The 24,544-nt window shown below is 64.4% G+C and carries 21 protein-coding genes and 3 pseudogenes; 11 read left to right on the plus strand and 13 right to left on the minus strand.

Translation table 11 applies throughout. The features are described from left to right. Positions 1 to 357: 357 nt before the first annotated feature. Positions 358 to 704 (minus strand): annotated as a pseudogene (locus ABC766_RS25000) (transposase); the annotation flags it as partial. A 183-nt stretch (positions 705 to 887) separates the two neighbouring features. On the opposite strand from ABC766_RS25000, the gene ABC766_RS25005 reads away from it, so the two are divergent. Continuing rightward, complete coding sequence (locus tag ABC766_RS25005; protein ID WP_043387824.1) at positions 888 to 1,181, plus strand: hypothetical protein; 294 nt, start codon at positions 888 to 890, stop codon at positions 1,179 to 1,181. Between the two features lie 327 nt (positions 1,182 to 1,508). On the opposite strand, the gene ABC766_RS25010 is transcribed toward ABC766_RS25005, so the two are convergent. Next, complete coding sequence (locus ABC766_RS25010) at positions 1,509 to 2,441, minus strand: helix-turn-helix transcriptional regulator (RefSeq protein ID WP_230366881.1); 933 nt, start codon at positions 2,439 to 2,441, stop codon at positions 1,509 to 1,511. A 6-nt stretch (positions 2,442 to 2,447) separates the two neighbouring features. Between ABC766_RS25010 and ABC766_RS25015 the strand changes: the two genes are divergently transcribed. Both ABC766_RS25015 and ABC766_RS25025 read left to right on the plus strand, forming a co-directional pair. Then, the gene (locus ABC766_RS25015; RefSeq protein ID WP_043387826.1) at positions 2,448 to 2,993 is read left to right on the plus strand and encodes a carboxymuconolactone decarboxylase family protein; all 546 of its coding nucleotides are present in this window, start codon (positions 2,448 to 2,450) and stop codon (positions 2,991 to 2,993) included. Between the two features lie 465 nt (positions 2,994 to 3,458). Next, the gene (locus tag ABC766_RS25025) at positions 3,459 to 3,599 is read left to right on the plus strand and encodes a hypothetical protein (RefSeq protein WP_158713311.1); all 141 of its coding nucleotides are present in this window, start codon (positions 3,459 to 3,461) and stop codon (positions 3,597 to 3,599) included. A gap of 759 nt (positions 3,600 to 4,358) precedes the next feature. Here ABC766_RS25025 and ABC766_RS25030 read toward each other — a convergent pair. Then, the gene (locus ABC766_RS25030; RefSeq protein ID WP_345819737.1) at positions 4,359 to 5,429 is read right to left on the minus strand and encodes an IS630 family transposase; all 1,071 of its coding nucleotides are present in this window, start codon (positions 5,427 to 5,429) and stop codon (positions 4,359 to 4,361) included. 68 nt (positions 5,430 to 5,497) lie between these two features. Between ABC766_RS25030 and ABC766_RS25035 the strand changes: the two are divergent. Continuing rightward, positions 5,498 to 5,817 (plus strand): annotated as a pseudogene (locus tag ABC766_RS25035) (hypothetical protein); the annotation flags it as partial. An 87-nt stretch (positions 5,818 to 5,904) separates the two neighbouring features. Here the strand turns inward: ABC766_RS25035 and ABC766_RS25040 are convergent. From ABC766_RS25040 to ABC766_RS25050, 3 genes are all read right to left on the minus strand, one after another. Then, entirely contained in the window at positions 5,905 to 6,231 is a 327-nt protein-coding gene (locus tag ABC766_RS25040; RefSeq protein ID WP_043388257.1) for a DUF6634 family protein, read from the minus strand. Positions 6,232 to 6,370: 139 nt separating this feature from the next. Then, positions 6,371 to 6,577 (minus strand): hypothetical protein, encoded by a 207-nt coding sequence (locus tag ABC766_RS25045; RefSeq protein ID WP_043388259.1) that lies wholly within the window; start codon positions 6,575 to 6,577, stop codon positions 6,371 to 6,373. Beyond that, positions 6,577 to 8,727 (minus strand): AAA family ATPase, encoded by a 2,151-nt coding sequence (locus tag ABC766_RS25050; RefSeq protein WP_051976328.1) that lies wholly within the window; start codon positions 8,725 to 8,727, stop codon positions 6,577 to 6,579. Before ABC766_RS25050 ends, ABC766_RS25045 begins: the two co-directional genes overlap by 1 nt. Positions 8,728 to 9,586: 859 nt before the next feature. Between ABC766_RS25050 and ABC766_RS25055 the strand changes: the two genes are divergently transcribed. Then, the gene (locus ABC766_RS25055; protein WP_139239616.1) at positions 9,587 to 9,916 is read left to right on the plus strand and encodes a hypothetical protein; all 330 of its coding nucleotides are present in this window, start codon (positions 9,587 to 9,589) and stop codon (positions 9,914 to 9,916) included. Positions 9,917 to 10,827: 911 nt separating this feature from the next. On the opposite strand, the gene ABC766_RS25060 is transcribed toward ABC766_RS25055, so the two are convergent. Next, positions 10,828 to 11,037 (minus strand): hypothetical protein, encoded by a 210-nt coding sequence (locus ABC766_RS25060; protein ID WP_043388260.1) that lies wholly within the window; start codon positions 11,035 to 11,037, stop codon positions 10,828 to 10,830. A 1,063-nt stretch (positions 11,038 to 12,100) separates the two neighbouring features. Here ABC766_RS25060 and ABC766_RS25065 point away from each other — a divergent pair. Genes ABC766_RS25065 through istB form a run of 4 tightly spaced genes read left to right on the plus strand, consistent with a single transcriptional unit; the run spans position 12,101 to position 16,025 of the window. Beyond that, the gene (locus ABC766_RS25065) at positions 12,101 to 12,817 is read left to right on the plus strand and encodes a hypothetical protein (protein ID WP_206407131.1); all 717 of its coding nucleotides are present in this window, start codon (positions 12,101 to 12,103) and stop codon (positions 12,815 to 12,817) included. Further along, positions 12,814 to 13,629, plus strand: a complete 816-nt coding sequence (locus ABC766_RS25070) for a hypothetical protein (RefSeq protein WP_345819738.1) — start codon at positions 12,814 to 12,816, stop codon at positions 13,627 to 13,629. Before ABC766_RS25065 ends, ABC766_RS25070 begins: the two co-directional genes overlap by 4 nt. 57 nt (positions 13,630 to 13,686) lie before the next feature. Continuing rightward, entirely contained in the window at positions 13,687 to 15,186 is a 1,500-nt protein-coding gene (istA, locus tag ABC766_RS25075; RefSeq protein WP_345819731.1) for an IS21 family transposase, read from the plus strand. Further along, entirely contained in the window at positions 15,183 to 16,025 is an 843-nt protein-coding gene (gene istB / locus ABC766_RS25080) for an IS21-like element helper ATPase IstB (RefSeq protein WP_345819730.1), read from the plus strand. The genes istA and istB overlap by 4 nt, the downstream gene beginning before the upstream one ends. Positions 16,026 to 16,078: 53 nt before the next feature. Here the strand turns inward: istB and ABC766_RS25085 are convergent, their stop codons facing one another. From ABC766_RS25085 to ABC766_RS25095, 3 genes are all read right to left on the minus strand, one after another. Next, positions 16,079 to 18,079, minus strand: a complete 2,001-nt coding sequence (locus ABC766_RS25085; protein WP_345819739.1) for an AAA family ATPase — start codon at positions 18,077 to 18,079, stop codon at positions 16,079 to 16,081. A gap of 221 nt (positions 18,080 to 18,300) precedes the next feature. Continuing rightward, on the minus strand, positions 18,301 to 18,861 hold the full coding sequence (locus tag ABC766_RS25090; RefSeq protein WP_278305560.1) for a hypothetical protein: 561 nt from the start codon (positions 18,859 to 18,861) through the stop codon (positions 18,301 to 18,303). A gap of 1,085 nt (positions 18,862 to 19,946) precedes the next feature. Then, positions 19,947 to 20,333, minus strand: a complete 387-nt coding sequence (locus tag ABC766_RS25095; protein WP_345819740.1) for a hypothetical protein — start codon at positions 20,331 to 20,333, stop codon at positions 19,947 to 19,949. 80 nt (positions 20,334 to 20,413) lie between these two features. On the opposite strand from ABC766_RS25095, the pseudogene ABC766_RS25100 reads away from it, so the two are divergent. Continuing rightward, positions 20,414 to 20,605, plus strand: a pseudogene (locus tag ABC766_RS25100) (cytochrome b); the annotation flags it as partial. Between the two features lie 146 nt (positions 20,606 to 20,751). Continuing rightward, on the plus strand, positions 20,752 to 20,883 hold the full coding sequence (locus tag ABC766_RS25105; protein WP_345822865.1) for a hypothetical protein: 132 nt from the start codon (positions 20,752 to 20,754) through the stop codon (positions 20,881 to 20,883). A 204-nt stretch (positions 20,884 to 21,087) separates the two neighbouring features. Here the strand turns inward: ABC766_RS25105 and ABC766_RS25110 are convergent, their stop codons facing one another. The 3 genes from ABC766_RS25110 to ABC766_RS25120 all read right to left on the minus strand — a co-directional run bounded on the left by ABC766_RS25110 (position 21,088) and on the right by ABC766_RS25120 (position 24,538). After that, the gene (locus ABC766_RS25110; RefSeq protein ID WP_278305559.1) at positions 21,088 to 22,785 is read right to left on the minus strand and encodes a methyl-accepting chemotaxis protein; all 1,698 of its coding nucleotides are present in this window, start codon (positions 22,783 to 22,785) and stop codon (positions 21,088 to 21,090) included. 423 nt (positions 22,786 to 23,208) lie between these two features. Next, on the minus strand, positions 23,209 to 23,823 hold the full coding sequence (locus ABC766_RS25115; RefSeq protein ID WP_278305558.1) for a glutathione S-transferase family protein: 615 nt from the start codon (positions 23,821 to 23,823) through the stop codon (positions 23,209 to 23,211). Positions 23,824 to 23,866: 43 nt separating this feature from the next. Further along, positions 23,867 to 24,538, minus strand: a complete 672-nt coding sequence (locus ABC766_RS25120; protein ID WP_278305557.1) for an SDR family NAD(P)-dependent oxidoreductase — start codon at positions 24,536 to 24,538, stop codon at positions 23,867 to 23,869. Positions 24,539 to 24,544 lie beyond the last annotated feature (6 nt).

Below are 24,544 nucleotides of genomic sequence, written 5' to 3' on the forward strand. Positions count from 1 at the left end.
GGCATACCGGTCGGCCGAAGGTATCAGCACAGCTTAGCCGAATGATGCGAGCGCCAGAAGTCTCAATCGGAGCACTCTCGATCGGATTTTTAGTTCGACGCTTGGCAGCTCCGATCCAGCGCACCACCCAGTGTTCTCGCCCGCGGCGTAAGGCCGGCGGTTGCTCGCATTTGGACCCGCGCCGGGTCGAGTGGCAGCCATCGCGCTTGATTAGAGACATGGGCGAAGCTCTCCCATGGAGTCTCGGATGCTATCCGTAGCTTCACTGTAAGCTGTGCTGTCTTCTTCGATAGGCCTTGATCTATATCAACCCCTGCGCGGGCTGTGAGCCGGGGCTGGCCGAGGTCGTAGCTAGGTGCGGCGATCGTCGATGAAGGCGATCATGGCCGGAACCGGCAGTCGAGCTCCGCCTGGGTAAAATACGCGCCTGCCTTCCTCAGGATCTCATTGGCTTGCTGCAGTTCGCGCTTCTCTCGCTCGAGCGCCTTAATCCGCTCGCGCTCGTCCGTCGTCGGCCTGCCCCGTACGCCCCGGTCACGTTCGTCCTGTCTCACCCAGTTGAGCAGTGTCTAACCCGAGCAGCCAATCTTGGCGGCGGTCGAGCGGATCGCGCCGTACGGCGAGGCGTGCTCGCCCTGGTGCCCCAGTACCATCCGCACCGCATGCTCGCGGACGTCGGAGGAAAATGGTGGAGTATGCTTCATAATGGCTCCGGTCTCTCAAGAGTGGGAGCTTCCGAAAATCCCGGCGCGGTTCACGATGATGCAATCGGCGGTCGGCCTACCGTGAGCGCTGTGCCGCTCTGGTGCGCGGACGCACCCGCGGAGGGTAACCGGGAGCGAGGCCTGTGCGAGTTCCGAGCAATCGCGAATGCAAGGAGGTCTCCCATGACCAAGCCTACCGCCGCTATCGCCGCTACGCTCCTCCTCACCCTCGGCCTGCAGGGCAACGCCGTGGCCCGTGGGCGCCTCGCCATATCCGCGCCATCGGAGCCGGCCGTGCAGACCGGGGTGATACCGCCTCCCGCCGCCGGCCCGCTGTTCCGGCAGATCATCCGTTCGGGTGTCACGAAGCCGGCCGGTGCCGCCCTCGATGCACGCCTTGGCACCAAGCCCTCCCTCGACGCCGAGAGCCGCAGGCTCAATCACCTGATCCGCACGGCCGTCTGCACCGGCTGCTGAACCACCTACAGCCTCGCTGGAGGTCAACGATGATCCGCGCGCTCCCCGTTCCCGCCTATGCAGGTCCCTCGCTCATCCCCATCGGGCCCGCGGTTCCTCCCTTTGAGTGGGTGCTCCCTGCGGCGGCGTTCGTGCTGCTCTGCGTGTGGAACCGATCAAGCGCAGCCTCGATGACGCGGCAACTCAGCCCGGACGTGCTCCCGATCTGATCATATGGGCCGGGCTTGCGCGCCGACAGGCTCACCGAGGCGTTCGTGAGCGACCTGTTAATTCGGTCAGATGCGGGGCTGTCGAAGGGGCAACAGGCTCCGATGTTCGCGCCAGCGTTCACGCATCGTCTGAGTGTTCGCCCTTCGACCTGAAGGCACGCGGGCTCTCGCCCGTCACCCGTGCGAACACGCGGCTGAACGCGGCGGCGCTATCGTAGCCAGCCTCGGCGGCGACGCGCTTGACCGGCCGCCCCTTGGCGAGGCTGCCTCGCGCGATCATCATGCGCCAGCGCGTGAGGTACTCGATCGGTGTCTGACCGACGACCTCCTTGAACGCCGCGGCGAAGCGCGTGCGCGACATGCCGACGACCTCGGCGAGGTCGTCCAGCGTCCACGCCTTGCGCGGCCGATCATGAATCGCGGTCAAGGCGCGCGAGAGGCGGGGGTCGGCCAGCCCCGCGAGCACGCCGCCCTGGATCAGGCCCCGGGTCATCACGTCGCGCACGACGACGATCAGCAGGTAGGCGAACAAGCTGTCGAGCGCGGCTTGGCGACCATCTCCCTCGCCGAACGCCTCAGCAATCAGGAGCGCGCAGGTCGGCACCAGCACCGGGTGGCGGCTCAGCGGCATGACGATCAATTCGGGGAGGCCATGCGCGATGGGATTGCCGAACCTGCCGCCGAGGTCGACAGTGGCGCAGGCCAGATCCGCCCCGCGTTCGGCATCAGCCACGAACCGGTGCGGGCGCCCACGGGGTAGGAAGAGGAGCGTCGGCTCGTCGATGACGAGATCGTCCTGCCCCGCCAGCACAAGCCGCAGCGCACCGGCCTGCATCAAATGAAGGTGGCCTGCATCGCCAAAATCCTCGGTCTGGCAGAGGTTGCCCGTGAAGAAGGTCCGCGCCGTGGGGGCGGCGTGAGCGAACAGCGCCGCGAAATGGTCCATCTCGACCTCGCCAATGGGACGATCGGCAATGATCCTGACACCTTCGATGCTGCGTAGTCGCTCATAGAGCTGTGGTGCAACCCGCACGGACGTAGTGAAGGACATCTTCCAATGCCCCGCATCACCCCCATCGACCCCGCCCATGCCGATCCCGCCGTCCAGTCGACGCTCTCGGCTGTAAAGGGCAAGATCGGCATGGTGCCGAACCTCTTCACGATATTCGCGCGGTCGCCCGCCGCGCTGAACGGCTACCTGGCCTTCTCCGACGCGTTGACCCACGGTGCCCTGACCGCCAAGCAGCGCGAAATCATCGCGCTGACTGTCGGGCAGGCAAACGGCTGTCATTACTGCCTCTCGGCCCACACCTTGATGGGCAAGGGCGCGGGCCTGACGCCCGAGGACATCCTGGCCGCGCGCCACGGAAAGGCGCAGGACCCGGTCGACAACGCGGTCGCTGCTCTCGCCCGTCGCGTAGTCGAGGCGCGCGGCCAAGTCAGCGATGCCGATCTCGCGAGCGCCCGCTCGGCCGGCCTCGACGACGCCCGCATCGTCGAGGTGATCGCCGGCGTCGCGCTGAACGTGCTCACCAACTTCACCAACAACGTGGCTCAGACCGACATCGACTTCCCGAAAATCGAAGTCGCGCTCTCGGCCTAACGCCCACCGAAGGGGCGCGATGCGCAAGGATCGCGCCCCTTCGGTAAGGCCGCGCCAAGCACGGCGAATTGCGCCAGCAAGCCGGCGCCGATCCCCGACAGCGCGGCCGGTCCGACCATCAGCGCGACACCCAGGCTTCTGCGAGCGGCAGGCCTTCGACGCCGTCCACCTGTGGACATTCCAGGGCCCTCACGCCGCCCGTCACCTATACGAGTCGCACGGCTTCCGGCTTGTAGAGGAGCGGCCCGGACGGCAATGGGAGGCCGAGGTGCTGGAGCAACGTTTCGCGCGGCCGATCACGCGGGCGGATTGATCCTCGGACACAACGGCGCTCGATGGGCGGCGCCGTGTTCGCTTGGTTGCACGGGCTGCGTAGAGGGATGGGCGGAAAGGGGGCGTGCCAGGTCCGTGAAGGGCTGTCGGATTGTCTTACCCTGATCTCCGGGTTTGGGATCGAGGAACAACATGGCCGAGGAGATCAGTATCGGGCCGCTGACGGTGCAGTTCCTATGCTCCAAGTACGCGATGAACGGTCGCCTCGATTTGTTCGAGATGACCGCTCCGCCACACGGCCACATGCCCGTCGCTCACTATCGCCGCGCCTGAGACGGAACCGTCTACAGCCTGACCGTCACCGTCAATGCCGCGAGGCGAGCCGCATGCGCTCCGTCCGAGCTAGACCCTGTTCATGCTACGCAGCACCGCGCACAGTTTTGAAAACCGCAACGGCGCGGTGGCGACCTGCCTGTCGACCCTGATGCCGGGCGTGCTTGGGCAGGGATATTTCCGGGCGCTAGCCGCGCTGGTCGCCGAGGGGCCGCTTACGGGACGTTGTAATGGCCGACTGAATGGCCGGGTTGGGCGCAATCCCGAATGTCTGGTTTCGGGCGTTAGGCCAATACCGGCTGATGGCGCATGTAGTAAGCAATTCCGGCTCCACACAATCGCATGACGTCGTGGCCATCTGTTCGGGCCGAGACCGCGCTCAGGGGGGGCTCGGCGAGCCGTCCCAAGCGAAGACGCCGCCGGTGTCGCTGAGCACAGGTCATCCAGCACGCGCAGGAGATGCGCTGCGCTCTCCTCGGGTGACAGAGGCCGATGGCCGTCGACTCCGGCCGGAAGGGCCGCGACAAGCCGGACGTGACCATGCCTGGATGCATGCCGACTACAATCGCCTTCGGTCGGCTGCTTGCGACCTTGATCGCGAGCGTTCGCAGGATCTGAATCAGCGCCGACTTCGAGGTCCGGTAGGGGTACCAGCCGCCCTGTCGGTTGTCGCCGATCGATCCGACCCGCGCCGACAGGGGCGCGAAAACGCATCGCTCCCGCCGCGCCAGCAAGGGCACGAATGTCTAGTGCACTGACTCAGACGGATGGTTCAGGGGATCGGCCGACGGCTTCGAGGATATCGGTGGCGGGCTTTGTCCAGACGAAGGGTCTGGCGCGCTGGTTGTGCTCGGCGATGTAGCGTTTGATCGCCGCCTGCAGATCGACGACGCCGGTGAAGGAGCCTCGCCGCAGCCGACGACGGGTCAGCGCTGAGAAGAAGCCCTCGACCGCGTTGAGCCACGAGGCCGAAGTCGGGGTGAAGTGGAACGTCCAGCGCGGGTGCCGGGCGAGCCAGGCGCGCACCTTCGGATGTTTGTGGGTAGCGACGTTGTCGAGGATCGCGTGGATCGCCTTGCCGGACGGGACAGCAGATTCGACGGCGTTGAGGAACCGGATGAACTCACCGTTCCGGTGGCGCTGCATGCAGCGGCCGAGCACGGTGCCCGCCAGGACGTCGAGGGCCGCAAAGAGCGTCGTGGTGCCGTGACGGGTATAGTCGTGGGTCTGGGCGGCAGGATGGCCGGGGGCAGGCGGACGGTCGGGGCGCGTCCGCTCCAGCGCCTGGATCTGGCTCTTCTCGTCGATGGACAGCACCACCGCGTGGGCGCGTGGGGCCATGTAGAGGCCGACGACATCTTCGACCTTGGCGGCGAAAGCGGGGTCGCGCGAGCGCTTGAACGTGCGCAGCCGATGCGGCTGGAGGCGGTGAGCCTCCCAGATCCGCTGCACGGCACGCAACGAGATCCCGACCGCGCGGGCCACGGCCCGGCCGGTCCAGTGGGTGACCTCGCCCGGCGGCTCCGAGCAGGTCAGCGCCAGTACCTCGGCCACCGTCTCGGTTGAATGGGGCGGCGTGCCGGGCGGGCGCGTCTTGTCGCGCAGCAGACCTTCGACGCCAGCCTCGGCGTAGCGCCGCTGCCAGCGCCACACGGCCGGGCGGCTGACGCCCGCCCGCCGGGCGACGTCCTGGACACAAAAGCGCTCGGCCGAGAGCAGGACGATGCGGGCACGCTGGGTATGTTTGAGCGGGCGGGAGCGGTCGCTGGCGATCGCAACCAGTCGTGCCGCATCGCTCGCATCGAGAAGCACACAGACCGTCTGAGCCATGGCCCAGACTCGCACGTCTCATCGGACGCGTGAATCCTCTGTCCGCGTCACTGCACTAGCGACGGACACGGCTGGATCAGGTTGACACGATCTGGCTAAGCCATCTCCACGCCGACTATGCCGGCGGTCTCCTGACGCCGAGCCGCCGCGCACGTTTCGCCAACGCCGAACTCGTGCTTCAGGACGGGGCGACATCGTCCACTCGCGGCTGCTGCAGATGCCGCATCCGGACTGGACGGTGATCTGGGACACCGACCCGGCGCAGGCAATCGCGACGCGGCGGAAGATCCTCGACCGTGCGGCGACGGAGGGTTTGAGCGTTACCGGCATTCGCCTCGCCGCTCGCGATAGTATCGAGCGGGCGGACGCCGACCACGCGCTGCGTTAGAATCCCTTGGTCCTCGATTCGACGCGCTCGCTAAAGCCGAACCGGTATCCGCTCCGACGGAGAGCGCCTCGGGAATCCCGGAGGGGATTAGTCCCCATCGGACGATGGCGATTCCAGCCGATAGAACCTCGACAGGGTGCGGGCGTAGCCTCTTTCGGGATCGTAGGTCAGGAGCTCGCTCGTCCAGATCTCGCCGTCCCTGAGCAGCGGATGGCCGAGGACGATTCCGACGAGATGGGGGACGGGGTACGCGATCACCCGCCACTCCCACAGTCTCGGCGCATCGCGCAGTTCATCCTGACCCGGGTGCCGGCCGCGGGCGATGCGATCGAGGTCGTCGGCGATGGCACGGTACTTCCGCGCGATCTCCGCGAGATGGGGAAAGGGGCCGGGCCCTTGGTTCAGGACAGACATGGACATGCTCCGCCGCCCCGGCGCGCGATGTGGCCGGTTCGAGTGTGAGATTCGGGGTTGGCTTGTGGTGGATGACAGTCGGAGGCGTGGTCGGGCGGGGCGGGGGAACGAACGTCCTCGCCGCGACACGCCTCCGATCTTAGACTCGCAGGTCTTTCAAGGCGTCGCGGCTGGATTGGGTGTGACGCTTCAGAGCCTCGAACGCAGTGCGTCGTCTAAGGATCTCGGCCAAGCCTTCGATGACAGCCTCACGGTCGCCGTCGAGGATCGCGCAGAGGCCTTCGATGGCCTCGGCCAGCGGCTGCAGGTCGCCGATCTCGAATGCCTCAGGAGGAAGCGCGAACATCAGGCCGCCCCCATGTCGAGTGCCGGTACCGGCGTTCCGGCCGAGCTCGCAGGCGCCGAGTGATCCAGCATGATCCGGTCGATGTCTTGAGCGGAGAGGTAGCCGACCTCGGCAAGTTCCGAGGCGATCGCCCGCAGCGCCGTCGTTTGCGTTTCCAGGACAGCACGGGCCCGCGCGTAAGCCCTCCGCAGCCGATCGGAAGCGGTCTCGACGAGCCCGCCTACGAGGAAGATATGCCGTTCGGCCGGGTCGACGTAGTAGGGTCCGAGCTTGCCGAGCCCGAACTGCAGGTCGATGCCGTGGGCGAGCGCCGTTGACTGGGCGAGATCCGATCCCGGGCCGAAGCCGCTGCCGATCGAGACGCCACCGAGTTCGATCTCTTCGGCCACGCGTCCGGCGAGCATCGTCGCGAGGGTCGCCTCGAGCTGCGGCAGCGTCGAAGCACCGTCGACTGGGTACTCGAACTGGGCCTGGCCACCACCGTCGTGGAGCGACAGGTCTACGAGCGCTCCGCAGCCGAGCGACCGGCCGACGATCGCGTGACCCGCCTCGTGGATGGCGGAGCGTCGTCGCGCGTCTGGGGACATCGCGAGCCGCCCCTGACGGATCTCTGCCAGGATGTCGTCGAGGCCGATCTGGCGCCCGGCACGGCGCGCCGCCCCCCTGGCTCGACGCACGAACGCCTCAACATCGGCTCCGGTCTTGCCGCGCGCGGCGAGCGCGAGCGGCATCAAAGAATCTCCGGCCAGCGCCTCGGCGCCGAGATGATGCCGGAAGATCTTCAATAAGCTCGTGGTGTTCGGCCGCTCGATCGCGATCTCGCGATCGAGGCGCCCCGCCCGCTTCACGGCTGGATCGATGTTCTGCGGGTGGTTCGTGGCAGCGACGACGACCACGCCCGGGCGCTCTTCGACGCCGGCGAGCAATTCGAGGAACAGGTTCACCACCTGGGTCCAGTACTGGACGTGCTCGCCGCGGATCTGTGCGCGGTCGGAGATGCCGTCGAGCTCGTCGATGAACAGAATGCAAGGCGCCTGGGTCCGGGCTTGGGCGAACACTCTGCGGATCGCCTGCAGGGTACCGGAGAGGTAATCCGATGCGTTCCACTCCGCGACCGAGGTCGCCACCAGCGGAACCCGAGCGGACTTCGCCAGGGCGCGGGCGAAGCTGGTCTTGCCGACGCCCGGCGGGCCCGACAGCAGCAAACCCCGATTGTCGATCTCGGCCCAGGCGAGGCGACCGAGACGATAGGCTTGCAGGTCAGCAGCAACTGCCAGGCCCCAATCCTTGGCTGCACCATACCCGTCAAGTTCCTCGAGTGTCGGACCCGTTTGAAGGTAGTGGGCTTTGGCTGCGATTACCCGGGCGATTGCATCGATACAGGCATCGGGTGAGGCAGCACCCCGGAATGCGATCGGCAAATCGGCGATGTCGAGGGTGCGAACCAGCTCGGGATCAATCTGCCGTGCTGGGCTTTCCCCGGTGACCGCTTCGATGATGAGGTCGAGCGTGCTCTGATCCAAGCCGGGGAGCGCGATGCGATGCTCGGCAGCGCGCAGGAAATCGCGCGGCAGTTGGCGGATCGGATCGGGTGCGCATCCAACGATGGGAACCCGCGCATGGAGCGCCGAGGCCACCATGAGGTTGCCAGTATCGGGTCTGTGCTCCTTTTGCGAGCCGTCGCGGACGAGCAGGCCGGCCTGCGTCGGTTTCAGAGCGACCGCTCTGTTGCCGCTCAGATCCATCACCCGGACGCCGGGTCGGAAGGCGCATTTTTCAAGGACGTCCCGCACCGGTTCGACGAGATCCGGCATGTGCGTGGTGATGACAACGACCGGGGCTTCGCGCCGCAGACGACGAACGAGGCCGTCCTCGGCCTCGATGGCACGAGCGACCAGCACGGCCACCGCGGCGAGGTCTGCCGGGATGGGCACGTGCTCGGCCTTTTTCTCGCCCTCGGTCTGGGCGAGGATGAGTTCGACCGGATCGTCGCTACTGTCGTCACAATCGGGATCCGAGCTGAATTCGCGTTTGAACTTAGTGTTCTTGCGCTCTTCCTGTGCCAGGGTTCGAAGGAACGCACGGGCAAGCGCATCAGACGGCTTAGCGTCTGGATGCTGGTCGTTCAGCTTCGTTAAGGTCGGCAACATGACGAAATCTCCCGCGGCCGGGCAGCGGCGCCGGCCGTCAGCGTGATGGCTGGATTGGTTGCAGCGACGCGGCTGGCTCGATGGGATCGGAGCGCTCGGCGGGCGTCGGCATCAGGAGATCGCCTCAAACCAGGCGACGAACGTTTATAGAACAAAAAATGAACAAAAACAGCGCCGACCGGCACATATCCACAAGGGAGGCATCGCTTAAGGAGCGACAAATATGGTGTCGTTACGTCCCATTCGTACAAACGTCAGGCTCTTCGGGGACCTGAAAGAATGGCGTCGGAGACCAATACGGTGGCAACGCGTGGTGGGTGCGTGCCGAACTCAGAAGCACGTAGTCGCATGCTGCGGGCAGGTGACCTGCCACGAGCGCATCCCTCCGCGTTACGGAATGGCCCGGTCAGTGTGAGCGGTTTGTCGCGCACCTCAAGTAGTGGCGCCGGATTTCACCAAGCGCGCCATAGATTGGACCCGAGATTTCGGGCAGAGCAAGACCAATATTCCCAGCTGAGCAGCGACTTTGGCAATCTGTCTGAAACGGATAATTTTCCCTACACACCAAGAAGAGTTGTGACACGCGCCGAAATAGGCGGGTCAAGCTGTCTGGCATCTGCTGCACTTACGCTTCCATTTGGGCATCGCGCAAAACGTGTTCGCGGCATCGCTGGTAGGACCGATCGCACACCGGGCACCAGCGGCAGTTTGGAGGCCGTCTGGCTTGGAGGGAGTTCGAAATCAACTGCCAGCGCGATATAGTGGAAGGAACACTCATGCCTCGGTGGGCTCGCGGCAACGGCGCCGGTGCCGCACGGCTGATGCATCTGCTGCGGCTTGCCTCCTCGCGCGAGATCGAATGACAGGGGAAGAGTTTAAGGCTCGCCTACGTCTGCTGCGCCGGACCCAGACCGGTTTCGCGGCTGAGTTGGGCGTGGCGCTCCGTACGGTTCACTACTGGGCGCATCGTGGCCCCCCCTCGGAGGTCAGCTACCTTCTGGACATGTTGACCAGCTTGGAACTCCCATTTGGCCCTGACGCAGCTGCCTCTGATGGCTACATCTCTTCAGCATTATTTACGGACAAGGTCGTGAAGGTCATTAATCGACTAAGCAAGGAGTCGGAAAAATTAGGCCGCGGAACTGAATTCGAGCAGGCAATCACAATTTGGATCAAAGAAAACAGCTAAAGGAAGAACGCATTAAAAGGAATCCTATTAGCTGGCTAAATATTATATGAATGCACATCTTCATTAAAAGATTCACAATAAAAATCTGTTCGGTCCAAGTTTTGCTCGAGATACCCGCAATACCACCGAAAAGATATCATATTGCGCCTGCAAATATTGCCTCTATCATGCGGCAAGCCTCGTTGAGACGAATGGAAACGACTTCCCCGAGCGCGGTTTGGATTGCGCGGTTTGATAGAGGGATATTCCAAACGGCTGACGACTGCAGAGTACCGGATTGCGCTTCCAGCGATCTTGTCGCACACCCGATGCTGCATTCGAGGGTCAATGACATGTCATCAGCATATTTGTCAGACCGACCATACATTAAAACGACAAAAAATACCGGTCAGATGCCGGGATTTCGATCCTTCAAAACATCAGCGCCGATCTTATATCCTGCGCGGTGGCACCACGATCTCTTGATACAACTAACTCTTAATCCATACGTGACGGGAATAAGTCCTTGCAGCACCAAATGGCCTAACGGCGGCTTAAATCTCTTCATAGATTGCGGCGGAGAGATTTTTCAATTGACTGCCATGCGCGATGAAGATTTCAACCAGCTTCAATTCTTAGACAGTCATCTATTTGTGAAACGGTCCGTCGTTTTATCCGAACCGTCACTGTCTAACGCTAGAGCCATCTGGTCAACCAGGCGAACACCAATTTCGCCCAGTAACAGGCTGCGCGTTCTCGAGCGGCTGGCTGCACACCCCAGTGGATTGCCCATATCCCAACTAACGAATTGTATCCAGAATTCCTCAGCCGATCCGATCGATACTATCCTGGCGCTTGTATGCCTTGGGCTTTCGATTTTGGACTTGGGATTGATGCTATGCCCTGACACAATAATCCGTCTGAACAGCCTTTCAGATCGCGATGGCAACCGGCGGCCGCAAAATAGCTTCGAGCATATCGGCGGTCTTCTCGCCAAAGTTAAAGCGGACCAGGCGCCCGTGCTGGACGACGGCCGTTAAGGGAAAGCCCAGGCTGAAGTTCGGCGCCCGAGTGATTCGCGTCGCGCCAGAAAACTGCACCCGAAGTGCCGGTTCAAGCGTCCTCTGTACGAGGCGAATCACCCCCGAAACCGAACAATTTTATCGGCCGAAAAATCGGTCCCCTGTACCCGCGCACTCGACACTCACGCGACATCCTAACAGATGTCGAAGGAATGCTCACGGGTGCACTCAGCCCACTGACGAAACCACATCTGAAGGAATGAAACACGAAATTTGATGTTTTGATCCTTCGGTACAAAGGAATAATGTTCGACCAGCTCGAAAATCCGTTCCTTATGGTCGACTCGACATATTTATTTTTGTGAAACCGTTGACTTCGACACACTTATGTGGCAGCCGACCAAGATGACGATGGTCTGCCGAGTGCGCTATAGCTGCAGACGCAAGCAATAAGCTGTTGCGTTTCTCGTTCCTTTGTATGAACGATTAAGCGAATCGGATTGGGGCCAAGGTCGCGGTCTTTACCAAGACGTCGACACTGAGCTTACCAGCCACGAAGCGGAGAGCACTCGATGGCGTGAACTGAGCATATATGGAAAAGGCGCCCGAGATGTCTCGAGCGCCTCCGTTCCACTGGCCGTCCGCAAAGCCTGGCAGCGACGTCGGGCGGCCAGAAAACCGAAACCACCAGATTCTCAAGGAATCTCGCAGCGTTCGTGCCTGCATAATGCCTGCGACCGACATCGGCCGCAAGCGCATTGTGTCGACGGCTGAAATGCTGCGCGTTCCTCGCCCAGGAGGCGAGTTACATGCGCGCATTCTCCACCGCATTTGAGCCCCATGAGATTGATCGGACGGAAAGCGACGTCCTGTGGCGCTCACAATTCGAACTTCAAAGGCACTTCGCTGGTAATCACCAGCACAGTGCAAGCCTCGACTCGTCGGTCCGGCCAAAATTTCAAAGGCCCGCGAGCATCCGTTCGCCGTAGGGCACGTGAGCCAACCTGATCCCACAGGTTTGCCTCCAGAGCGACTAATCGAAATCTGCCGGCCTCTACCGGCCAATCACGACACTGCAAGCGTTTGAGGCCCCTGCATCGTCGGGTCGATCGCGCATGTCTGCGATTCAACCCTTCGAGGCCGGAAAACAATCACCCGTCCCTAAACGGAAGGTTCATCCGACGTGTCGCCCGCCCCAGCAACCTTTGGCACAGCAGAACCGGCTCACCGCTGGCGCGAGCCCTTGCGTTCGATTGCCTCGCGTCGCCCGTCGGAGAAGCCCAGCCGCACCTCCGCTCGTCCGGTCATCGTCACAACCGAAAATCCCCGCGAAATCCTTTGCGAGAGCGAGCTTGAAGCCAAGGCGGCCTTTCTCCTGATGGCACGGCCCGATTGCACGTCAATTCAGGAGCAGCCCGATCCGGTCTCGTACCTCGATTACGAGGGAAAGCCGCGTAAGCACACTTTCGACTTCCTCATGATCCGTCGATCTGGGCAGCGCATCGCCATTGCCGTGAAGCCGTTGAAGCTCGCGATCAAGCGCGATCTCCAAGGGCTTCTGAAGCACATCGCCCGGCAGATGGACCCGGCGTTCGCGAGCGGCATCCTCCTCCTGACCGACGCGAATATCTCACCTGCCGTATTCCAGAACAGCAGGCTGATCCACGACGCACGCCGCCTTCCAGATCCGGAGATCGACGACCGCGTCCGCGCCGTCATCGCCACCCTCAAAGGCACCACGACCATCGATTGTATCGTTGCAACTGCGGGCCTCAATGGACACGACCAGGGCTTCTATGCCGTCGTCCGCGCAATTGGGAGCGGGGCGCTGGTAACGACCCGGAATGGGCTGATCGATCCAGGTATGTCTGTGCGCCGGGCTGCCGGAGGGACTTCATGAGCTCTCTGGCGCTTTCCGTCGGCCGCATCGCATACGGCAAGTTCGACCGCATCCGGAACGGCGCAGTGGCTTACACCTGCGTCGAGACGAACGAGGCCGGGCACCGCCTCCGGCGCGTCGACGACCCGAGCATGTTCGAGTCCTTCTCTCATCTCGAGATGGCGCAGATCGAAAGGTCACGTGCGTACCATTACGACAGGGATTGGTTCAACGAGGGCAAGGTCAAGGCGCGGCAGCGCAGCGGTGTCGAGAACTTCGCTGACATCCCCAAACGCGAACAGCCCAAGATCCTTTGGAAGAACGAGTACGTCGACCGCTTCATGCGCATGGTGTCGAAGGGCGAGGCCGATCGGTCGAACGCCGGCATGAAGGCGGCCATCGCCAAGATCGCCGTGGAGGTCAATCAGCTCGACTGCGCCACGATCGTCCGCCGAACCGACGAGAAGCGCAAGAAGGGTAAGCCGGTCCCGCTGCGCAAGGACGGCACCCCACGTAAGATCCGCTCGGGTACCGCGACGGTGCTGAGGGAGCCGCCCTCCTACCGCACGCTTCAGCGTTGGCTGGCGATCATGGAGGAGTGCGACTGGGCTCCCGAAGCGCTGCGCGACAAGTACAGGAATTGCGGCGACCGCACCGCGCGATTGGAGCCCGAGGCACACGAGAGCTTAGTCGAGACAGCACAGAAGTTCGCCACGCAGGCAAGGCCATCTCGCGCCATGCTGTACGACAAACTCGAAGCGCTGATCGGTGACAAGAACGCAGTGTGTAGGGCGGTGACAAAACCATCCACTGGAGCGTCGGCGTCGTGCTGATGCGGGCGGCGTAAAAGCCGGCCAGTGGAGAAGCTTCTCTTTCGAGAGGAGCCGGGGATGTTCGCCGTGGAAGTTTACGCGGCCGTTCGGCAGTTCGTGTTTATCGAGGGCAACTCTCGGCGTGAGGCGGCTCGAGTGTTCGGGCTGAGCCGAGAGACGATCGCCAAGATGTGCCGGTTCTCTCTGCCGCCGGGCTATACGCGCTCGAAGCCGGTCGCGAAGCCGAAGCTTGGGCCTCTTCTGCCGGTGATCACGGCCATCCTGGAGGCGGACCGGACTGCGCCGGTCAAGCAGCGGCACACGGCCAAGCGGATCTTCGAGCGTCTACGCGACGAGCACGGCTATGCCGGCGGCTACACGGTGGTGAAGGACCACGTGCGGATCTGCCGGTCGCAGGGGCGGGAGACCTTCGTGCCGCTGGTCCACCCGCCCGGCCATGCCCAGGTCGACTTCGGCGAGGCGGTGGCCACGATCGGCGGCGTGCGTCGCAAGATCCATTTCTTCTGCATGGACCTGCCGCACTCCGACGCCTGCTTCGTGAAGGCGTATCCGCGGGAGACCACCGAGGCGTTCCTCGACGGGCACGTCGCCGCCTTCGCCTTCTTCACGGGCGTGCCGCTGTCGATCCTGTACGACAACACGAAGATCGCGGTGGCCAAGATCTGCGGTGACGGGCAGCGCGAGCGCACGCGCGCCTTCACCGAGTTGGTGAGCCATTACCTGTTCCGGGATCGCTTCGGCCGTCCGGGCAGGGGCAACGACAAGGGCAAAGTCGAAGGGCTGGTCAAGTTCGCCCGGTCCAACTTCATGACCCCGGCTCCGGAGGCAGCTTCGTTCGAGGCGCTGAACGCTGATCTGGAGCGACGCTGCCGAGTCCGGCAGGATGAGTGTGCCGGTCGGTATGCCGAGCTCATCGGTACGCGGCTCGTGGCCGACCGTGCGGTCCTGCGCGCCCTGCCGGCGGTCCCGCTGGAGCCGTGCGAGAAGCGGGCTGGTCGTGTCTCCTCGACCGCGCTGGTGCGCTATCACGGCAACGACTACTCGGTGCCCACCGCCTACGGCTTCCGGAACGTGCTGGTGAAGGGCTTCGTCGACGAGGTCGTGATCCTGTGCGGCGGGATCGAGATCGCCCGGCACGAACGCAGCTACGGCACCGGCGTGTTCGTGTCCGAGCCGCTGCACTACCTCGCGCTGATCGAGACCAAGCCGAACGCCCTCGACCAAGCGGCGGCCCTCCAGGACTGGGATTTGCCCGAGGCGTTCCAGCACCTGCGCCATCTCCTGGAGGCGCGCATGGGTAACCGGGGCAAGCGCGAGTTCATCCAGGTGCTGCGCCTGATGGAGGCGATGCCCAAGGACGTGGTGGCCGCAGCCGTCACGGAGGCGATCCGGCTCGGGGCAATCGGCTTCGACGCGGTCAAGCTGATTGCGCTGGCCCGACTCGAGCACCGACCGCCCCGGCTCGACCTGGCAGCCTATCCGCACCTTCCCAGAACCACGGTGCGGACCACCGTGGCTGCCGACTATGCCGTGCTGGTGCCGGAGGTGGCCGCATGAGCCCGGCGCGCGACGAGACCACGCCGGGCGTCCTGCTGGCTCACCACCTCAAGCAGCTCAAGCTACCCACGGTGCTGCGCGAGTACGACAAGGTTGCCCGCGAGTGCGCCCAGGGCGGCCTGGACCACTCGCGCTACCTGTTGCGGCTGGTTGAACTGGAGCTGATCGACCGTGAGCGGCGCATGGTCGAGCGCCGCATCCGGGCGGCGCGCTTCCCGGCGGTGAAGAGCCTCGACACGTTCGACTTCGCCGCGATCCCGAGCCTGAACAAGATGCTCGTGCTGGAGCTGGCCCGCTGTGGCTACATCCTCGGCCGGGAGAACGTCATCGCACTTGGCAACTCGGGCACCGGCAAGACCCACATCGCCTTGGCTCTCGGCTTGGCGGCTTGCCAGAAGGGCTTCTCGGTCACGTTCACCACCGCGGCCTCGCTGGTCAACCAACTCCTGGAGGCGCGCGACGAGCGTCGTCTGCTCCGGCTTCAGCGTGAGCTGGCCGCGGTCAAGCTCCTGATCGTCGATGAACTCGGCTATGTGCCGCTGTCGTCGACGGGAGCGGAGTTGCTGTTTGAGGTCTTCTCGCAGCGCTACGAGCGCGGCTCGACCGTGGTGACCTCGAACCTCCCGTTTGAGGACTGGACGTCAGTTCTGGGCTCGGAGCGGCTGACCGGCGCGCTGCTCGACCGGCTGACCCACCACGTCAGCATCCTGAGCCTGAACGGCGACAGCTACCGCCTCAAAACTTCCCGCAGCCGGCGCGGCCGGGCCGAAGGGGCGGAGCAAAACCAGGCCACCGCCGATCCTCACGCCCCCGAGACAGGCGAGATCCCGCCGGCCTGACCCTTACGATCGGCGACGAATGAAGAAGGGGCCCGATCGGGCCCCTTCTTCATTCAGGCTGCACGTTGCCAGTGGCCTGATTTTGCTCCGCCACGGCGGCCTGGAATTGGTCCGCCCTTTACAACCCAGAGAATGTAAAACGCCAGCATTGGCGAGCCCGGCCGTTGCGGATTAGTTTCGAACACATTGGAAATGAACTCGTTCTCAGTCTCGGTGAAGCGGTCGTACTCCCCCTTGACCAGGGCACGATGCGTTCGGAACCGGTCGGTGGTGACGCTCGGCCCTCCGAATTTCGACTTGATAATTTCGTCGATCTTCACCTCGGGTGACAGGAAGATCCGCTCAGCCAGCTTCAGCATGCGACGGATATCGAAGTTGCCCAACCGTCCGATCAAGCCTGATACGTAGTCGTTCTCGACGAAGACCTTCTCTACCGCCTCGGCCAGCATCTGAAGGTTGTTGACCTCTACTTGGAACCCTTTGCGCGAAAAATATGACTTAGCGGCCTTTGGCTCTGCCTTGAGCTTCCCCTTCAGGAAGGCGACCCGGCGCGAGATGATCTCTTTGGCCTCCGGAACGGGCAAGTAGAAGCTCTTCGATGCATAGCTCTGCAACGCCCCTGCCTTGGACAGGCGCCACACGGTGCGATCTGTGATGGGCACGATATTGAACACCGGTGCCGCGCTCTCCAGCGAGTGGGCAAGTTGGTACACTGCGTCCTGCACCTCGACCGGAAACTGGTCGGTGTTATCAAAGATGAGACAGGGTAGCTTGCCGTGGCCGCGCGCCGCCCAGTCTAGCAGAAGACGCACATAAGTGTCCGGCTGCGTCTCGCGCCGGTTCTCCATGTGTTCTCCGAACTGTATCTTGAACTCGTCCTTGTCGCGTTCGTAGAGAGGCTTTCGCGCTCCGGTCGTCCAGCGCTTATATTCCTTGAAAAAGATGCCCTGGAGGTCATCGTAGGTCGGCGGGTCGTTGGCGCAGACCCCGGTCTCCAAGCGGTCGCGGAGCTGCAGAATTGCCCAGGACACGATGCGCTCAGGATCGCCGTGGTACTCGGCGAGGTCCACACGGGCGACGACGCAGCGCTCGCGAACGCTGAGAGGCAGGATCTGGTCAAAGAATCGGTCTACGAACGTCGATTTGCCGGATCCCTTATTGCCGATGAGCAGCACTGTCTCCGATCTGCCCGAGACCATCGCACGTTCCAGCTCCGCCTGAAGCGCCCCTCCGCTTCCCGTGCTAATGGCAGAGATATTGTTCAAGACTTTCTGTATTATTTTCTGCAGCTCAAGATCCGCTTTTCGGCTCTCGCCAGTCTCAACGAAACAGTCCCGCAGCATTTCTCGATCTTGGTCGTCCGAGAGACGAGAAAAGAACTGAGAGAACAGCAGAGAAGCGTCATGCGCGAGCGGGTCACGGGTGCGCATCCGCGCCTCGCTAGGCGGGAACACGTAGAAGTGCTGCTCGGCATCCCCGACCTTTCGCCCCTCGGCCTCATCGAGATGAGAAAGGTGGCGCCTCTCGACGACGGCAAGCGGACCCAGGAGCTCAGCAAACAGCCCGAAGTCCTCGATCACCGAGTTTAGATTGGGAAACAGAATGCCCCTGCACTCAAGAGGTGGCCGGCCATCCGTTCGCGTTCCCTTGAAGAAGAGCCAAGTTTCCCCATCGGTCACGACGGCCATGGGGGCGCCTTTCTCCCCCGCGTAGCCCAACGCTTGCCGCATCCCGGCAAGCAGAGGCTTTACAACCGGTCCAGCAAGGCTGACCACGGTCACGCGGTCGGCCTTCGTCGCCGGAGTGAGCAGGCCCGCTTTCTTGGCTTCGATGATGAGCGCATTGCGGCGCTCGCCGACCGTCAGGAGGTAATCGATGTACCCCGATTCGGTCGGTGGCTCCGTGAACACCGCCTCGTGCTTCCAGCCCAGCACCTCGAACAGGATGCGGTCGAGCGCCTTCAGACGCGTGTCGCTCTCGTTCGGTCCTTCGGCCAAGGCAGACCGGATGTTGGCCTCCAGCGCCTTAAGCCTCTCGAAGGCGCTATCGGTCATGTGTCCCATGCATCTCGCCCAACGCTTCGCCCGCCGCCTCTCGCTTCCTCGTCAGCTGCTCAAGGGCGAAGACGGAGCAAGGATGCCAAGCCTACGCTGACGCTGCAATGTGCAATCAGGTGCACTTCATGCGATTGGCATGTGCCACGCCGTACGCCTGCACACCCGCAGTCGGCGGTGACCAGTTGATCGACCAACAGCCTTATTGGGGCTCGGCCATCTCAAGGCCGTGGGTAGATCTGCCGATAGTTCGCATGGGGCATACCGAGCTTGTCGAGCTCGGTAGCAGGGCTGATGTAGGGCGAGATCGCCGTCAGCTCGGCGGCCAACTCATCTTCACGATCCATGTCCTCCGGCAGTGGGCCGTCATCGAGGTCCATCGTGTTAAACGCGACGACGATGTCGACGTCGCCTATGTCCGCCGATCCTCGCTCCAGGCTTCCATAAAGCTCTATGGACTTAATACGGACGCGCGAGTTCTCGTCAGCGTTCGCTCGATCAACCCAATCGAGTACCCGTTCGACGAGCTCCAAGCCCTCCTCTCGCGAGATGCGGGGGAGGTCTAGGTGGTTTGCCAAGCCCATTCCCTGATGCGTCGGGCACAGGCGCTCGGCGTCGATCCAACCCTCCTCGATCAGCGAACGATGAACCTCGTCGGCCTTGGCATCGGACAGGTTCAGTTCGTCGCGCACGTAGGTCCGCGTCATCCTGCGAAGGACGAACTTGGGCGCTGCGCCGGACAAATCGTACTCGGTGTCGGCTTCGTTGAAGGCCTTGAACATGTCTCGGACCCGGCGAGGGTCCAACGTGGCGATCTTAGGCGGCAAGATCATGGTGCGCGGCTCCTGAGCGCTCGGTTTCTACCCCACCATCTCCCACACGCCGGCTTCGCCCGCTGACGTAGGCGAGGCAGCGACCGACGAACAAGGGCTTGGAGCTACCGAGGCATCTGGTCCGCGCAGTGAACACCCTGGAAAGGCGGTGGTTTCAGCCCCCGACGATGCCAATGCGCCCGGCCGACAAACATTGACGCCCGTGGCCGACGTACCCGGCGCCATGCTCGATTTCGTGGGTTAGCTGGACCAATGACTTAGCTGGATCGACGCCGACAAACTTCGGCTATCAGCACACCTGAGCGCGGGGGATGATCCCCCCAACGTCGAAGCCTCCCGCTCCGCCTCGATCCGGCGTACCAGCCACACACTCTCTTCTCGGCGGTTTTCGGTTCCGGAGCGTTCCACTGCGAGGATGGGGTTCCAAGCCGTAGACCGACTGCATCGCTCGAAGGGGCTCCCTTGTTCGCGGTCGGAGCGGCCACGTAGGCTATCGACATCGAAGGACATGGATTGCGCGAAAAGGTGCGTGGATGATGTCGGCCAGGGCATCGAAACGAAGACGATCGATTTCCTTCGCGAACAGATGGCACGCGCAGGATCCGGCGGGTCGTCGGCAGTGAGGCGATGCTGATGACGGTCGCAAGAGCACGCACCGATCGTCAGGTCATCTCGGTCGACGGGGCTTCGGCCGGGCTCCCAGACCGTCGAGGGCGTCGCAGTTCGCCTAACCCTAGGCATAGTCCCGGATCATCGTGGCAGGGCTCGGGGAAAGCCTGATGCGGCTCTGGCCGGGCCCGATGTAGAAGATTGTCGCGACGGTCACCTTCCGAATTCGGGGCCGGGGTCCGGATCTCGCTTTTCGGCGGGTTTAATTCTACGGCGGCCGAGCCAAGTCAGGTGCCGTTTCGGGTCGTGCGCCTTGAGGACACCCGTCGAGATGTCCCCTACGCGTCATGGGAAGTGAAACCGTTCCGCTTGCCCTGGCATCCGCGTGGTCGCAGCCGAAGGCGATGGCTGCGGCGCCGATGCCGTTACAGGCGAGGAGGGCGTCGCGCTCGCGCGCGAAAGCAAAGCTTCGTCTCGAAGAGCACGCGCAGGGCCGAGCGCGCGTCCTGCTCGCCGCCGCGTGCGGTGTCGTGGTCGATGCTGCCATGGGGATCAGGGGTTCGACCTGATCCTGCTGTCGGAGGTCGTATACTGCCCCCGATGCCGGTGATGTCGTGCGCTTGGTGTATCGGGTCCGGAGTTGCCTGCAGCCGGGCGGCAGCGTCGTCTTGGTGCATTGGATGGGCGAGACGCACTACCCGCTCACCGGTGACGAGGCGGCGGAACTCTTCATCGGCGGCGCCAGCGCATTCGCGCGCGTCTCCGACCAGACCGGGACGGACCAATACCGGCTCGACGTCCTGGTCGGCCAAGAAGGGCAATCACGCCGGCGGCAGGTTGGCTCGAGACGCCGCGCCGCTACGGCCGGGTCAGCCGCGGCTTCCACTGGCTTATGGCGACCCTGTTCGCATGGCAGTTCGCGGGCGCGCTGCCGTATGTCGGCACCGGCGAAAACGTCCTCACGCGTTTCGTCGGAGGCAGCCACTTCACCCTTGGCTTCACCCTGTTCGTACTCGTGGTCCTGCGCTGGGCCTGGGGGCTGGCGAACCTGGTGCGCCGCCCACCGCCTCGGGGACGCCTGGGACGGGCTGCCGTGGCCGGTGACCTCCTCATCTACGCGCCGATGATGGTCGTGCCGGGGCTCCCGCTGAAGCGCCCATACGGGTCGATCAAGCCGTTCAGGCCCTACGGCATCCGCTCATGCGAGGGCGCGACGAGAGGATCGCCTGGATGGTCGTCCCCTGCGACCTGTTCCATCGTTGGCTCACCTTCGCGCTGCTCGCGATGGTGGACGGCCACGCGGGTATTGCCTTCCTTCACCAGGAGCTCCGGCACGAGGACGTGCCGGCGCGGATGGGCTGAGGCCAGGGGTCGGCCGTTGTCTCGATCCTCTCGATGAGCGAGTGCGTTCGGTCGCCACGACAGCACGCTGAAGCCGCAGGCACGGATGTTCACGGCCCACAAATCGAAATCGACGCCGGCTTCGTGGGACTCTGCCGAATCGGGATGGAGCCGCCCTCGACCGGGCCGGCACCTCCCGCCGGCAGGACGTGGATTCCGGCGATGTCAGGCCGTCCGCACGGTCGCGAGGAAGCGGGCGACCTCGCCCGAGAGGGTCTCGGACTGGCGCGACAGCTCGGAGGCGGAGGCCAACACCTGGGCCGCCGCCGCGCCCGTCTCCTCGGCCGTCCCGGCGACGCCGGCGATGTTGCCCGTCACCTCGGCGGTGCCCGCCGCAGCCTGGCCGACGTTGCGGACGATCTCCTGCGTCGCCGCGCCCTGCTCCTCGACGGCTGCCGCGATGGCGGTGGCAACGCCGTTGATCTGCCGGATGCGCTCCGTGATGGAGCCGATGGCCGAGACCGCATGCGCTGTCGAGGCCTGGATGCCGGCGATCTGCCCGGAGATCTCCTCGGTCGCACGCGCGGTCTGATTGGCGAGCTCCTTCACCTCGGCGGCCACGACCGCGAAGCCACGGCCGGACTCGCCTGCGCGGGCCGCCTCGATGGTGGCGTTCAACGCCAGCAGATTGGTCTGGCCCGCGATGTTCTGGATCAACCCGACCACGTCGCCGATGCGCGACACGGCGGCACTGAGCTCCTGCACCGACATGCCCGTCCGATCGGCTTCGGTCACGGCCCTTTGGGCGAGGTCCGCGGAGCCGGCGACCTGGCGCCCGATCTCCTGCACCGACGAGCCGAGTTCCTCGGAGGCCGCAGCGACCGTCGTGACGTTCGAGGCCGCCTCCTCGGCCGCGGCGGCGACGGCCGTCGACTGGGACGCGGTCTCGGCGGCGGCGGAGGACATGGTCCGGGCGGTTGCCTGCAGCTCCGTGGCGGCGGACGAGACCGTGCCGACGATGCCACCGACCGCGCGTTCGAAGCCGTCGGCCAGCTCCACCATGGTACGCCGCCGTTCCGCGGCGGCCGCCTCGTCGGCGATTCGTTGCACCTCGGCCTCCTCCGCCGCCTTTTGCGCGACCATGGCCTTGATGCCCCGGACCGCACGGCCGACCGCGCCGATCTCGTCGCCGCGCGCGGCTTCCGGGATGACGGCGTCGGTCTCGCCCCGAGCCATCCGCTCCAGGACGCCGACTAGGCCGTTCAGCGGGCGCGTGATCCCGAACACGGCGATAGCGCCGAGCAGTCCGAAGGCGGCCGTCAGGCCAAGTACGGCGACGAGGGTGAGGGTTTGCGTAGCCGCGGCGGCGACCTCGGCGGCCTGCCGCTTCTCCTCCTTTAGGGCGTCGACGTTCGCGTCCACGCGCTTCCGGGTCGCCTCCACGGCCTCGCGCCGAGCCGCCCTGCCGTCGCCGTTCGACAAGGCGGTCGCCGCCGTCACTTCGTTCCTCAGCACCATGTCGACCGCGGCCTTCGAGGTCGCGAGGAAGCGGTCCGCCAGCTCCTTAAGCTTCTCGTTGACGATGCGCCGCTCGGGCGTGTCCGACAGCTGCACCAGGTGGTCGACGGCTTCACGAGCCGCGCGCTCGTCCTCGGCGTGCTGACCGCGCAGCACCTGCCGGTTCGGACCGTCACCCTCGATGATGAGATTCTTCTCACGGATGGTGGCCTCGTCGATGGCCACCGCGAGTTGAAGGGACAGGATCGCGCGCTGGGCACTGCGGTCGACGATCTCCTGCGTATTGGCGTCGAGGCGGGTCAGGCTGCCCCGGGCAAGGAGGATCATGCCCGCCGAGACGGCGACGAGCACGAGGGAGGGTATCGCGAGCTTCGCGAGGAGCCTCAGGTTGTCGAGGAACTTCATCGGACACGACGGCTAGGGATCGGGGCGGTGGCCCGACGCGATCCCGCACGTGGGGCGCGCCATTAAGCCCGCGATAGGGTTAGCAACCCGTGAAGTGGTCGAGTTCCTGCCTTCATGCCGGCCCCGGGGGATTGTTGCCCGTCGCGTACGCAGGCCTCCGCGGGGATCTCGGAGCCGGCGATGCGCCCGAAGAGTTTGGTCTATGCCAGCGTCTGGTCCGCCAGGACCGCTTCTGGCCGGCCGACTCGATCGCCGCAGTCGCGGCATCACTCTGGCTGACATCGCCTCCGAAAAACGACGATCGCCGCTCGAAACGGCCTTGCTTCCGTCAACGAGCCGTGTCGCCATCTCGGGTGCCGGATAATCGGTATTTCGGCACGATTCCGACATGCTCGTCCGATGCGCTCGGATCTCCACCCTCGATCAGAGCCTGCCGATAGCGCGCTGCACTGCAGGGCGAGCTTCGACCGCAGCATACCAGCGCTCCACGTGGGGCGTTTCGGCTAGATCCACGTTCGCGAACTCCCGCCGCCAGACCCAGCCGAATTTGGCGATGTCGGCGATCGAGTACGTACCGGCGAGGTACTCGGCTTCGGCCAGGCGACCGTCGAGCACGTTGAGCGTCCGTCTGGCCTCGCCGTGGAAGCGCTCGATGGCGGCGGGGATCGGCTCGGGGGCGAGCTTCTGGAAGTAGCCCGACTGGCCGAAGGCGGGCCCTAGTCCGGCGGCGTGGAAGAACAGCCATTCGAACGCGCGCACCCGCGCATCGCCCTCGCGCGCCAGAAACCGACCGGACTTCTCGGCTAGGTAGACCAAGATCGCGGCGGACTCGGTGATGGTGAGCGGCTCGCCCCCCGGCCCCTCGCTGTCGACGATCACCGGCACCTTGCCGTTCGGGTTGAGCGTCTGGAACCAGGAAGCCTTCTGCTCGCCCTGGCGGATGTTGACGGGATGGTAGACGTAGTCCACCCCGAGTTCTTCGAGCAGGATGGGAACCTTGACGCTATTGGGCGTGGCGAAGGCGTAGAGGTCGATCATGGCCCGTGTTCCGTCTTGAGGAGAGGCGCGAGCAGCGGCTGCGTCAGTGGACCCAGCCGCCGGTGAACGGGAAGACCTGCCCGACGAGGAAATCGCTCTCCGGGCCGGCGAGCGTCAGCAGGAAGGTCGCGGCCTCGCGCGCCGTGGCGAGCCGGCCTGCCGGCACGCCCCGCATCCGCTCCTGGAACTCGCTCGTCGTCTGGTAGGCGGGCGGGAAGTAGGTCGGGTTCTCCACGAAGGTCTGCGCGGTGGCGTTCACCTGCACATTGTGGGGGGCGGCTTCCATCGCCACGCTCCGAACGTAGCCGTGCTGGGCCGCGCGCGCGGCAGAATAGACCGCCCGGCGCGGCACCCCGCGCAGGGCCGCCCCCGCGCCCACCACGACGATCTTGCCGGAGTGCCGCGCGATCATCTGCGGTAGAACCGCGCGCACGAGTCGGTGCAGGGGGCGCACCATGCGATCGAGCATCAGGTCCAGTTCTGCGTCGTCGCTCTCGATCGCGAGCCGCCCCAGCGCCGGGGCGGCGAGGTTGGCCACGAGCACGTCGACGTGGCCGGCCTGCGCGATCAGCTCGGCGGCAGCCTGCGGCGCGGTGAGATCGCGCCGGTCGACCAGCACCTCGGCACCGGCCTCCCGGAAGACGACGGCGATCTCTGGTCCGATCAGCTCGTCGCAGTCGGTCACCACCACGCGTCGTCCGGAGAGCCTTTGCATGATTGT

Origin of the sequence: Methylobacterium fujisawaense (assembly GCF_039619325.1) — a bacterium.
Classification (GTDB): domain Bacteria; phylum Pseudomonadota; class Alphaproteobacteria; order Rhizobiales; family Beijerinckiaceae; genus Methylobacterium; species Methylobacterium fujisawaense.